The sequence below is a fragment of the Citrobacter sp. XY323 genome (assembly GCF_025106035.1).
Classification (GTDB): domain Bacteria; phylum Pseudomonadota; class Gammaproteobacteria; order Enterobacterales; family Enterobacteriaceae; genus Citrobacter; species Citrobacter braakii.
The window spans coordinates 35,218-48,184 of record NZ_JANYUK010000003.1; the positions used below are offsets into that span (position 1 = coordinate 35,218).

Annotated in this window: 10 protein-coding genes; 2 read left to right on the forward strand and 8 right to left on the reverse strand. The window is 51.7% G+C overall.

Annotated elements, in window-relative coordinates:
- Positions 1-257: 257 nt before the first annotated feature.
- A complete protein-coding gene (ppsA, locus tag N0B36_RS05995; protein WP_019076667.1) occupies positions 258-2,636 on the forward strand; it encodes a phosphoenolpyruvate synthase in 2,379 nt (792 codons plus the stop codon).
- A 95-nt stretch (positions 2,637-2,731) separates the two neighbouring features.
- Here ppsA and fadK read toward each other — a convergent pair whose 3' ends face one another.
- From fadK to N0B36_RS06020, 5 genes are all read right to left on the reverse strand, one after another.
- Positions 2,732-4,378, reverse strand: a complete 1,647-nt coding sequence (gene fadK, locus N0B36_RS06000) for a medium-chain fatty-acid--CoA ligase (RefSeq protein WP_259686189.1) — start codon at positions 4,376-4,378, stop codon at positions 2,732-2,734.
- Positions 4,379-4,461: 83 nt separating this feature from the next.
- Entirely contained in the window at positions 4,462-4,755 is a 294-nt protein-coding gene (locus N0B36_RS06005) for a ferredoxin (RefSeq protein WP_016152887.1), read from the reverse strand.
- A complete protein-coding gene (locus tag N0B36_RS06010; RefSeq protein ID WP_181220497.1) occupies positions 4,752-6,041 on the reverse strand; it encodes an FAD-dependent oxidoreductase in 1,290 nt (429 codons plus the stop codon). The genes N0B36_RS06005 and N0B36_RS06010 overlap by 4 nt, the downstream gene beginning before the upstream one ends.
- A 53-nt stretch (positions 6,042-6,094) precedes the next feature.
- On the reverse strand, positions 6,095-7,030 hold the full coding sequence (locus N0B36_RS06015; protein WP_259686190.1) for an electron transfer flavoprotein subunit alpha: 936 nt from the start codon (positions 7,028-7,030) through the stop codon (positions 6,095-6,097).
- Between the two features lie 21 nt (positions 7,031-7,051).
- A complete protein-coding gene (locus N0B36_RS06020) occupies positions 7,052-7,816 on the reverse strand; it encodes an electron transfer flavoprotein (protein ID WP_047500317.1) in 765 nt (254 codons plus the stop codon).
- A gap of 505 nt (positions 7,817-8,321) precedes the next feature.
- Between N0B36_RS06020 and N0B36_RS06025 the strand changes: the two genes are divergently transcribed.
- Entirely contained in the window at positions 8,322-9,212 is an 891-nt protein-coding gene (locus N0B36_RS06025) for an AraC family transcriptional regulator (protein ID WP_016152891.1), read from the forward strand.
- A gap of 54 nt (positions 9,213-9,266) precedes the next feature.
- On the opposite strand, the gene N0B36_RS06030 is transcribed toward N0B36_RS06025, so the two are convergent.
- The 3 genes from N0B36_RS06030 to aroD form a co-directional block, all read right to left on the reverse strand.
- On the reverse strand, positions 9,267-10,418 hold the full coding sequence (locus N0B36_RS06030; RefSeq protein WP_003836610.1) for an acyl-CoA dehydrogenase: 1,152 nt from the start codon (positions 10,416-10,418) through the stop codon (positions 9,267-9,269).
- Positions 10,419-10,431: 13 nt separating this feature from the next.
- Positions 10,432-12,027, reverse strand: coding sequence for an acyl CoA:acetate/3-ketoacid CoA transferase (locus tag N0B36_RS06035; RefSeq protein ID WP_047358873.1), 1,596 nt, complete (start codon positions 12,025-12,027; stop codon positions 10,432-10,434).
- 156 nt (positions 12,028-12,183) lie between these two features.
- Entirely contained in the window at positions 12,184-12,942 is a 759-nt protein-coding gene (gene aroD / locus N0B36_RS06040) for a type I 3-dehydroquinate dehydratase (protein WP_259686191.1), read from the reverse strand.
- Between the last annotated feature and the right edge of the window lie 25 nt (positions 12,943-12,967).

The window sequence follows — 12,967 nt, forward strand, 5'->3', positions numbered from 1 at the left end:
CATCTATTTTGTAAAATGAAACGGTATTTTTATATTTACTGAAAAGTACATTTCATTTTTCGGAACAAATGTTTATACCGGTAGTTTTTGTGGTGATCCCCTGTGGCTCGCGGGTTTGCGCAAATGCGGAAACAATCTGAAAAAATAAAAAATAAAGTTGCTTGAACGATTCACCGTTTTTTTCGCTGAAGTAAATATGCAAAGATAATTACGCAAAATTGAGTTTCCTAACCTCGTTCATATATAAGGATTGTTCGATGTCCAACAATGGCTCGTCACCGCTGGTGCTTTGGTATAACCAACTCGGCATGAATGATGTAGACAGAGTTGGGGGCAAAAATGCCTCCCTGGGTGAAATGATTACTAACCTTTCCGGTATGGGTGTTTCCGTACCGAATGGTTTTGCAACGACCGCCGATGCGTTTAACCAGTTTCTGGACCAGAGCGGTGTAAACCAGCGCATTTATGAGCTGCTGGATAAAACGGATATTGACGATGTCACCGAGCTTGCGAAAGCCGGCGCACAGATCCGCCAGTGGATTATCGACACTCCTTTCCAGCCGGAGCTGGAAAATGCCGTCCGCGATGCCTACGCGCAGCTGTCAGCAGACGATGCCCATGCCTCTTTTGCCGTGCGCTCTTCCGCCACCGCAGAAGATATGCCAGATGCGTCATTTGCCGGTCAGCAGGAAACCTTCCTCAACGTCCAGGGATTTGATGCCGTACTGGTTGCTATCAAACACGTCTTTGCCTCGCTGTTTAACGACCGTGCAATCTCTTATCGCGTTCACCAGGGTTATGACCATCGTGGCGTGGCGCTCTCTGCTGGCGTTCAGCGGATGGTGCGCTCAGACCTCGCGTCTTCCGGCGTAATGTTCTCCATCGATACCGAATCCGGTTTCGATCAGGTGGTGTTCATCACTTCCGCATGGGGCCTGGGCGAGATGGTTGTGCAGGGTGCCGTTAACCCGGATGAATTCTACGTGCACAAACCGACTCTGGCGGCAAACCGTCCGGCGATCGTCCGTCGCACAATGGGTTCGAAAAAAATCCGTATGGTCTACGCGCCAACCCAGGAACACGGCAAGCAGGTGACGATTGAAGATGTACCGCAGGAGCAGCGCGACATTTTCTCCCTGACCAACGAAGAAGTGCAGGAGCTGGCGAAGCAGGCGGTACAGATCGAGAAGCACTACGGTCGTCCGATGGACATCGAATGGGCGAAAGACGGTCATACCGGCAAGCTGTTCATTGTGCAGGCGCGTCCGGAAACCGTGCGCTCGCGCGGCCAGGTGATGGAGCGTTATACGCTGCATGCTCAGGGTAAAATTATTGCTGAAGGTCGTGCTATCGGTCACCGCATTGGCGCGGGTCCGGTCAAAGTCATTCAGGACATCAGCGAAATGAACCGTATCGAACCTGGCGACGTCCTGGTTACCGACATGACCGACCCGGACTGGGAACCGATCATGAAGAAAGCGGCGGCGATTGTCACCAACCGTGGCGGTCGTACCTGCCACGCGGCGATCATTGCCCGTGAACTGGGGATCCCGGCCGTGGTTGGCTGTGGTGATGCCACCGAGCGTATGAAGGACGGTGAGAAAGTCACTGTCTCCTGCGCCGAGGGTGATACCGGTTATGTTTATGCTGAGATGCTCGACTTCAGCGTGAAGAGTTCCAGCGTGGAAACCATGCCGGATCTGCCGTTGAAGGTGATGATGAACGTGGGTAACCCGGACCGGGCTTTCGACTTCGCCTGTCTGCCAAACGAAGGTGTCGGCCTGGCGCGTCTGGAATTTATCATCAACCGCATGATTGGCGTACACCCGCGTGCGTTGCTGGAGTTCGATGACCAGACGCCTGAGCTGCAAAACGAAATCCGCGGCATGATGAAAGGTTTTGATTCCCCGCGTGAATTCTACGTTGGTCGTCTGACGGAAGGGATCGCCACGCTGGGTGCGGCGTTCTATCCAAAACGCGTTATCGTGCGTATGTCAGACTTTAAGTCCAACGAATATGCCAACCTCGTCGGCGGTGAGCGTTATGAGCCGCATGAAGAGAACCCGATGCTGGGCTTCCGCGGGGCGGGCCGTTACATTGCTGATAGCTTCCGCGACTGTTTCGCGCTGGAATGTGACGCAGTGAAACGTGTCCGTAACGATATGGGCCTGACTAACGTAGAAGTGATGGTCCCGTTTGTACGTACCGTTGCCCAGGCGAAAGCGGTAGTGGAAGAGCTGGCGCGTCAGGGGCTGAAACGCGGTGAGAACGGACTGAAGATCATCATGATGTGTGAGATCCCGTCCAACGCCTTGCTGGCCGAACAGTTCCTTGAGTACTTTGACGGTTTCTCCATCGGTTCAAACGACATGACGCAGCTGGCGTTGGGACTGGACCGTGACTCTGGTGTGGTTTCTGAACTGTTTGACGAGCGTAATGATGCTGTGAAAGCGCTGCTGTCGATGGCGATTCGTGCAGCCAAGAAGCAGGGCAAATACGTGGGTATTTGCGGTCAGGGTCCATCCGATCACGAAGACTTCGCCGCCTGGCTGATGGAAGAGGGGATCGATAGTCTGTCGCTGAACCCGGACACCGTCGTGCAGACCTGGCTGAGCCTGGCTGAACTGAAGAAGTAACATCATGCCGGATGGTGGCGTAAATGCCTTATCCGGCCTACGGTTAGTATGCAACGTAGGCCGGATTAGAGGTGTTAGCATCGCCATCCGGAACTTTACCCTTCAACGCTTTCCACACTCTCCACGCTTAAACGCTGAATGATATCCTGACGCAGCTGGTATTTTTGTACCTTGCCGGACGCCGTGCGCGGTAACGTGTCGACAATGACGATGTGTTCCGGATATTTATACTTTGCCACCCGTTTGCGGCTAAAAAAGGCCACCACTGATTCCAGCGACAGCGAATGATGCGGCGGTTTCAGTACCACATAAGCGCACGACCTTTCACCTAGCCGATCGTCTGGCATCGCGACAACGCAGGCATCATGAATGCGCGGATGCTGTAATAAAATATCCTCCACTTCGCGGCTGCTGATGTTTTCCCCACCGCGCACAATAATATCTTTTTTACGCCCGGTAATTTTGATGTATCCCGCTTCGTCCATGCGGCATAAGTCGCCACTGTAATACCAGCCATCTTTGTCCAGCGCGCGGGCGGTCAGTTCAGGCTCATCGAGGTAGCCCATAAAAACATTGGGGCCACGCGAGGCTTCTTCACCTTCGATCCCTGCAGGCAACGTATTGCGCGCTTCATCGACGACTTTAATTTCCACGCCTGCGGCGGCATATCCATCGGTGTTCATCATGCGTGAAAGTGAATCGTCGAGATTGACCAGCGCATGCGGCGAGCTCTCCGTCGAACCATAGATGCTTAACAATTTAATGCCGCGCTGTTGGCAGTCACGGGCAATCTTTTGCGGAATGGTGGTACCACCGCATAAGAAAAAACGTAGTGATGTGAGAGCACAGGGCCGTTTTTCCAGACTACACAACATGTCGTAGACGAAGGGGGTTGCACCGAGCACGCAGGTACAGCGTTGTTGCTCGAGCAGTTCAAGACAGGCGGTTGGGGTGAATATATCCAACAATACGCTGCGTGCGCCGATTAAAAACGGCGCGGTAACGCCATGCAAAAAACCGGTAGCGTGTCCCAGTGGGGCGGGCATCAAAAACACATCCTGCCAGGTGAGATTGAGTCGGGCACAGTAGGCGCGTTCGCTGGCAAGGATATTGTTGTGGGTTAACATTACGCCTTTCGGCATTCCCTCGGTCCCGGAGGTAAACAGCACGGCAGCCAGTTCATCGGCGTGAACGTTAATAACCTGGGTTAATGGCGGAGCCAGAAGCAGTTGGCTGAACGCCAGCGAAGCGGTGGCCGGTGCCAGTTTATCTACGGCGACAATCTTTTGCAGATGCGGCAATTGATTTTGCAAGGGGAGGATCAGATCAACCGGTCGGGTCTGTTTAAACAACGTCGGTGCGAAAAAAATCTTCGCTTTGCATTTGTTCAGTACCCACACCAGTTCCGCTTCGCGCCAGGCAGGCAGCAGTGGTACGGAAACGGCCCCGGTTTTCAGGCAGGCCAGGTAGATAATGGTGAACTCGCACCAGCCAGGCAACTGAAAGGCAATGCGATCGCCGGGTTGGATCCCGCAGGCTACAAACCAGGTTGCCAGACTGCTGGCAGCATCGTCGAGTGCAGCGTAGGTATATGAAGCGCCATGATTATCAACCACGGCGATTTTATCCGGCATGGCTCTGGCGGTTTGGTGCCAGTAATCGCCAAGCGAAGCATCTCCCCATAAACCCAGTTGTCGCCAGACCTGGCGACGTTCGGCGTTAAACGTAAGTGTGATACTCATGAAGTTATTCCCAGGATTATTTCGGCATACATCTGACCGGATGGCCAGGCGGGGCCAATCCGGCGTACAACATGCAAAATCCGTTAGCCGTAGCGGAAATCAACGCCAAATGTTCCGAGCGGGTATTCCCATTGTGTGAGGATCGTGTCACCGCACAGCACCCGGCAGGTGCCGCACTCCAGGCAGCCTGCGGAATCAAAATGAATATTTCCACTCTCATCCTGTTTATACAGTCCGGCGGGGCAGGCTTTCAGCAACTTGCGAAATTCATTAAGGTCGGGATGTTCAGCCAGAATGATGTGCGGGTGGCCTTCATCAACATTAAATTTATTGACGCCCAGTTTGACGTCGACGTTAACGTTAGTGTCCTGATTCATAGTGCGGTGGCCCCCTTGATGCCGTCTTTCAGTAAGTTTATCAGCCCAATTTGCCTGGCATGGGACATGATCATCTTGCGAACGGGCTGATTTGGGCTTCCGTCGACGGTAAACATATCGTTCATGATATCGGCCACCATGCGGGGATACTGGGTGAACAGGCGCGGGTTTTCCATCAGCGCCGGGATCTTGCGAAAATGCTGTAAATCACGCATCACACAGCCTTGTTCGAGGGCGCGTTTGTAATCCATCAGGCTACTGGCCGAGTAATCCTGGCGTTCTTTTGCTGCAATGGCTGTTTGGGCGGCGGCTTCTGCGGAAGCTATCGCCAAATCCATGCCGCGCACGGTATAACCCAGATTCAGACAGAAACCAGCGGCATCGCCGACGATCATTACCCCGTCATCAACCAGCTTCGGAACCATTGCCAGACCGCCTTCCGGTACCATATGTGCGGAATACTCCAGCAGTTCACCGCCGGCAATCAGCGGACGAATAGTCGGGTGTCGCTTAAAGTCTTCCAGCATTTGCGGAATGCTTTTCGTGGCATGGGCAATATCCCCCAGACCACACACCAGGCCCAGAGAGATGGAATCCTGGTTGGTATACAGAAATCCGCCTCCCATCAGTCCATCAGACGGTGAGCCTGCGAACAGCCAGGCTGCACCTTCGTTGCCTGACAGATTGAACCGATCCGCAATCACCGCCGACGGTAAGCCGATCAGCTCTTTTACGCCAACGGCATAGTGCTGTGCAGAAGAGGGGGGAACCATTCCCAGCGACCGTCCCAGCATAGAATTAACGCCATCGGCTAGGATGACAATATTGGCTTCAAGGATATCGTCCCCGGCTTGCACTCCGGTGACCTTATTGCCTTCGCGAATTAGCGCGTCGACGCGCACGCCGGGGATGAACTGCACGCCAGCCTGTTCCGCTTTTTCCATTAGCCATGGGTCAAGCCGGTTGCGCAAAACGGTATAAGAGTCCTGCGCTGGCGCGTTGTCTTTTTCACGATGGAAGTCGAGGGTAACGGCGCTCTCTTCGGTCAGGAAGGATATTTTTTCGCGGGTGACTTTACGTTCGAGAGGCGCTTCCTGCGCGAATCCGGGCATGATGCGCTCAAGGCTATGCGCGTAGAGTCTCCCGCCGGTCATATTTTTACTGCCCGCACTGTTGCCGCGCTCGATGACCAGTACGTCCAGTCCGGCCCGGGCCATAACGTAACCTGCCATTGTACCCGCTACACCAGCCCCGACCACAATGGCATCAAATTTTTCATCTGACATGCTTTATGCTCCTTTCCCGCCGCGAGGGCAGCGGGAGATGTGCGTTAACGGGATTAGCGGCTGAGATGGTCGATAAGGGCCGGAACCACTTTGTAGATGTCGCCCACCAGACCGTAATCGGCGTAATTGAAAATAGGGGCTTTTTTATCTTTGTTGATGGCGACAATGACTTTCGCGCCATTACCGCCGACCATATGCTGAATTTGTCCTGAGATGCCCAGCGTGAGATACAGGTCTGATTTCAATAACACGCCAGAAACGCCAATGTAGCGTTCGCGTTCCATCCAGTTTTCGCCTTCGGCAATCGGTCGTGAACAACCCACTTCAGCACCCAGCACCGATGCCAGTTGGCGCACCATTTCCAGATCGTTTTGCGCCACCAGGCCGCGACCTACACCCACCACGCGCCTGGCTTTGCTGAGATCCACGCTGCTCACGGATTTGGCACGACGCTCCAGGCACATCACTTCATGGTGCGGTGCGATGTACGTTGCTGAGACAACCGGGCAGTTGTGTAAGGCGTTTTCCGCGACAGGTTCAAGCTGGCCTGGAGCAAGCGTGATAATCGCCAGCGTACTTTTGATTTTTTCTTTGCCAAATGCCAGACCACCATACATGCGGTGTTCGGCGAACAAAATGCCTGCATCCAGCGTTACCGATGTGGCGTCGTTCACCATCGCTGCGTTGAGCTGAATGCTTAAGCGTGCGCCAAGGGATTTGGCTCGTTTAGTCGCGGACATCAGCAGCAGCCCGGCGTGTTCCTGCATCAGGGCGGCGATGGTCTCAGCGTAATTTTCAACACGCTGTAAACCGGAGGTTGCGTCGAGCACGACTATCTTATCGGCGCCCAGGGCTTGCAACTGATTGGCCTGGTCGCTGCCTTGTACGATAAGGTGTACCTGCTCACCCCACAGGCGAGCGCCGGCCATTAATTCTGCATAGCGTTCTACGTTATCGCTGAACACCCAAACGTTGGCTAATTTACTCATGATGATTTCTCTCCGTAGGGCTTAGTTCAGGGCTTTTTTCAGGTGTTCAGCCAGTTCGGCAATGGCTTCTGCTGAGTCATTTTCCAGAATGATGTGCTGACGTTCTGTTTGCGGCGGCACGGTAAGGCTCACCAGTTCCGCTAACGGTGATGCAGGTATCCAACCAATATCGCTGGCTTGCCACGGGGTGACCGGTTTTTTACCCGCGCCCAGAATCGCCTTCATCGAGGGAATACGCGGTGTGTTGATATCCGACGTCACGCACAGTACGGCGGGGAGCGGCAGATCAATTACTTCGACTTCATCTTCAAGCGTGCGCTCAACCACAAGGCGGTCGCCATTACGTTGGATGCTGCTGACGGCATTAATCACCGGGAGCTGTAATAGTTCCCCAACCAGTAAGCCGACCTGCTGCGCGTAGATATCCCCCGATCCTTCACCGAACAGCATCAGGTCGAAATCCATATTGTTGGCCGCACAGGCCAGCGCCTGAGCGGTATCCCGGGGTAATGAATGCTCCAGTTGTGGATCCTGCACCATATACAAACTGTCCGGCCCGCGGGACAGCACGTCTTTACGCACTTTGGAGTTTTGTAGTAGCGACCCGCCCACCGTTAAGGCGACGATTTCATCACCCTCCGCGCTAAGTTGCGCTGCGGCCTCTATCGCATTTAAGTCAAACTGGCTGATTTTGGCATCGGCCCGGTCAAAGTTAAGCGAGCGCTGTGGGGTAACAACAATGTCCTGTTCTTCAGGCACCAACTTAAAGCAGGTTATTATTTTCATGGCATCTCCAGTGATTCTCGTGTGGATGATGACGTGGTGCGTCATTATCGACAGTAGGGAAAATTGACTGAAAATAGTGTGCGACAGAGGGAGGGCTGTTTTCGACGGGGAAATCTGTTTTCATTGCCAACAATCTTGCAAAAAAAACGTCCCGGGAATGCCTGGTTTATCAGCAATAATCAGACGGTGCGTACCAGAGGAAAAAACGGGAACACAAAGACAGTGAAAATAATTGCGAAATGCGTCATGTTTTTAATCGCCTCTGCGCTGAATTTGTTTCTTATATGTAAATTATTAATGCAGACTTAATAACATTTATTCTTTTTGATTATTATTAAACGCAAATAATCAATTGCAGCAATGTACCAAAGCAAAAGGTGTCATCTTGCAGACGGCGCAAATAATTTTGTTTCGCCGGGAAGGAATAACGTTGTATAACGTCATTATCATTTTTATTTTCTGATATTAATAATCCCAAAATTGCTGCCTTTAGGTGGAGGTTGTCATGTATCAACGCTGCTTTGATAATGCCGTGGAGACCCTTTTTGAACAGGGAAAAACCCCGAGATTCTCGCGATTCGTCATCAGTGATGACCCTAACTGGGAGTCGGGTCATCACGTTCACGATAATGAAACAGAGCTTATTTATGTCAAAAAAGGGGTCGCAAGATTAATTATCGATTCGTCGCTGTATGTCGCGCATGCCGGGGATATCGTGGTGATAGAGCAAGGGCGACTCCATGCGGTTGCTTCGGATAGTAGCGCGCCTGCAACGACTTACACCTGCGCGCTCTACGGTTTTCGTTTCAACGGCTGGCAGGATAATCAGCTATTGCAGATGCACTCGTGTCCGGTGATCAGCGTTACTCAGGGGAAGGAAGTTATTAAGAGTATCTTTAATGAGTTGGGGGTTATGCTCCCCCAGAGCAAAAATAACCTGACATCTTCAGCCTACGATGCTTTTGCTTATGCTTTAACCGTTTTATTTTACGAAAACTTTAAAAATGCCTATCGTTCTGAGCAAGGTTATATTAAAAAAGATGTCTTAATTAAAGATGTGCTGGTTTATTTAAATAATAACTTCCGTGAAAAAATTACTCTCGATCAGTTATCCAAAAAATTCCGGGCCAGCGTGAGTTATATCTGCCATGAATTTACTAAGGAGTATCGAATTTCGCCGATCAATTATGTGATTCAGCGACGAATGACCGAGGCGAAATTTGCCCTGACGAATACGGAAGCTTCGTTAGCGGAAATCTCCTGGCGGGTAGGGTATGAAAATGTCGATCACTTTGCCAAACTCTTTCAGCGGCATGTGGGTTGTACCCCCAGTGATTATCGCAAGCAGTTTAAAAATAATCTGGTTGAGCAGGAATGCTTAATGCCAGAGGTCTGATTATCCTGGCTCGTGCCGGAAAACGCTTGTGCGCTATCCGGCACGAATTACCGCTTACTTATTCTGATAATCTTTCAGGATTTGGCGTCCGGCGACGTAAATCATAATTTCGTCGGTGCCGCCGCCAATGCGCTCGCAGCGAACATCGCGCCAGAATCGGGAAACGCGCGCTTCATCGGTGTAACCCAGCCCGCCCATGATCTGAATGGCGTCATCAATCACTTCCATTGCCGTGCGGGCGCAATACAGTTTTGCCAACGCCGCGCTGGTCCGCAGCGACTGTTCCTGATCGGCCTGCCAGGCCACTTTCAACACCATATTGCGCATGTTTTCAATTTTAATCGCCATCAGCGCCAGTTTTTCCTGGATCATCTGGTTATGGCCAATCGGTTTACCAAATGCGATGCGCTGGTTAGCGTAACGGGCGGCATCTTCGAAGGCGCACTCGGCGAAACCGGTACTACGCGCGGCGTTGATCAACCGTTCCATCTCAAAGTTGTACATGACGTTGAGGAAGCCCATGCCTTCTTCGCCGACCATATCGCTTTCGTCTACTTCAACATCATCAAGATAGACTTCGCAGGTGCTGAGCATGTGCCAGCCGATTTTATGCAGCGGATTAACCTTAATGCCGGGTTTCTTCGAATCCACCCACCACAGCGTAAAGGCTTTCTTCGGATCTTTCGGCTCCGGATCGCGAGCCAGTACCAGCATATAAGGATACTCTTTAGCGCCGGTGATAAAGGTTTTTTGCCCGTTGAGATATACCTTGCCGTTTTTGCGGGTGTAGCTGGTGGTGGCGCTGTTATTGTCTGAACCTGCTCCCGGTTCGGTTAATGCCAGCGCATAAGCCGGATCGCCCGTTTCCATGGTGCTTTCTGCCGTTTTACGTAACTGCTCGGCGGAGCCAAAACGACGCATACTGTGAATGCACTGACCGTTCGTGATTAAAAAAGCGGGTGCGCCGCATTTGGAAACTTCCATCAGTGCCAGCATCTGCGTGACGTAATCTGCCGGGATGCCGCCGAATTCTTCCGGAACGCCCAGCATTGAAATACCGTTGTCCGCAAGGGCGCGCATAAACTCTTTCGGATAGGTCGCCGTCTGATCGCAGGTACGGAAATATTCCTCCGGGAAATTGCTGGTAATCAGTTCGCGAATGCTGGCAAGCAGCAGCTCTTGTTCTTCAGTTAATGAAAAATCCATCAGGGTACTCCTTTTAATTGGCGGCATCGGGCAATATAAAACCCATCGAAGCATCGATAAATAATCTTTCGTCCATCAGTTTCAGTTCCGGAGAAATAACCGGAGGGAAATCCATTTTGTCCAGAATGTCTTCCTGTAAAGAGACTCCTGGCGCAATTTCGACTAAATGAAGGCCATCTTCTTTTAACGTAAATACAGCACGCTCGGTGATGTAACGCACATCCAGTCCGCGCTCGAGTGCAATTTTTCCGCTGAAAGTGACTTCAGGTAATTCGTTGACGAATTTTTTCACCCGGCCTTCCTGCACGATATTTAATTTGCCATTGGCAACTTCCGTTTTCAGGCTTCCGGCAGTTAAGGTGCCGCAAAATATTATTTTCTTCGAGGTGGCGCTAATATCGATAAAACCGCCGGTCCCCATAATTTTGCCATTGAATTTATGTACGCCGACGTTGCCGTGGCGATCCACTTCGGCGAAGCTTAAATAGCATACATCCAGCCCACCGCCGTGGTAGAAGTCAAACTGGGAGGTCATATCCAGAATCGCGCGGGTGTTGACGTTGGCGCCAAAAGCGATGCCCTGGGAGGTAATTCCGCCAATCGGGCCGGTCTCGACCGTCAGAATAAAGTCGTCAGCGCAGCCTTCTTCGCGTGCAACGAGACCAATACCATCGGCGATACCCACGCCAACGTTGCCGACCGCGCCTTTACGCATTTCGAACAGGGCGCGTCGAGCCACCAGTTTACGCTGATTGAGCGGCAGGGCAGTCTGCTGGCTGTCATCAAGGACAAAATCACCCGAGATAAAGCGGTTAACCGGCGCACCGCCGTACAATTGAGTTTGATCGGGATCGATGACCACAATATCGACCAGATAGCCCGGAATACGCACGGCTTTTGGGTGCAGTGTGGCTTTCTTCACCATTTTTTGCACCTGCATCATGACGATACCGCCGTTGTTGTGAACGGCCTGAGCAATCACCAGCGCGTCGAGATACATAACTTCATCTTCAAACGTGGCGTAACCTTCGCTGTCGCAGGTGGTGGCGCGAATAAAGGCGATGTTTGGCGCAATGGCTTTGTAATAGAGGTACTCTTTGTTATCAATTTCCACCAGCTTGATCAGATCTTCGGTGGTCACTTCATTCAGCTTTCCGCCCTGTTGGCGGGGATCGACAAATGTTCCGATACCGATCTCACTCAGAATACCCGGCTGGTGGGCTGCCGATGCTCGCAGGGTCTGGGTTAATACGCCCTGAGGATAGTTATAGGCGGCAATTTTATTCTGCTCAGCGAGGTCGGAAATTCGTGGTGATTGTCCCCAGTGGCCGCATAATGCCCATTTGACTAAACCTTCTTGTGCTAACGGGCTAATTCCACGGTCAGCACGGTCACCTAATCCCGTTGGGCTAATCAATGATAAGTTTCGGGGAGAGTGTGAGTTTTTATATTTTTCAGCCAGCGCGTTAATTAATGTTGTTGCTTCGAGAATACCGCCGCCTGCGCCTAATACACAGAGCGTTGCCTCATCAGGAATATAATTAATGGCATCCACTGCGGATAATACGGGGACCCGACCATCAATGCGTTTTGGTCTTGATAATTTCATGTGAACTCCAGATTATATGCGTGCGACTACCTGTCGCTATATTCGACAATAATAATGTGAGTTATTTAATAATGTCCGGCCATCTGCCCGATATTCGTGATTAAGCGAATATCTGGGGCAGGGCATTACTGATATTAATATGGATAAACGGTACTATTACGCCTGATGCAATATGGTCAAAACGGTACGTAGGTCGGTGACCGAAATTTGCCCTGGGGCAGAGGCTTTTTGCACCGCGCCAAAGGTTGCCGCTGAACCAAAAACCTCACCGGACAGACGTGAAATCACCCCTGTTTTGGCCATCGACATGGTAATGATCGGGCGATCGGCATAGCGTTCCTGCATTTCCAGCGTGGCGCCAAGCAGGGTCAATACATCCGTTTTGTTTTGCGGCATCAGGGCGATTTTCGGGATATCAGCGCCAAGCTCCTGCATTTTACGCAGGCGCAGGACAATCTCTTGTGCCGCTGGCGTCTTATGGAAATCATGATTCGACATAATGACGGCGACATTTTTTGCATGTGCATATTCGACGGTGGCTTTAATCAGTTCGTCTCCGGTGAAAAGCTCCAGGTCAATCATATCGACCAGACCGCTATCTACCGCCGCACGGTTTAGCGCAATATAGTTTTCGACAGCCAGCGCCTGTTCACCACCTTCTTTGGCACTACGGAAGGTGAACAGCAGCGGTTTGTCAGCCATCACATCGCGGATGGCGCGTGCAGCTTCCAGTACGGCATCAACGGAGGACACCTCGGTGAAATGGTCAACGCGCCATTCCAGAATGTCGAAATCCGCCTCGCGATAGGCCAGCGCTTCGCTTTTTACCGTTGCGATGTCTTTACCCATCAGTGAGACAATGATCTTCGGCGCACCCTCGCCAATGACGAGGTTTTTTACGGTTACGGTTTTCATCGATTACCCTTTAAATATTTTACAA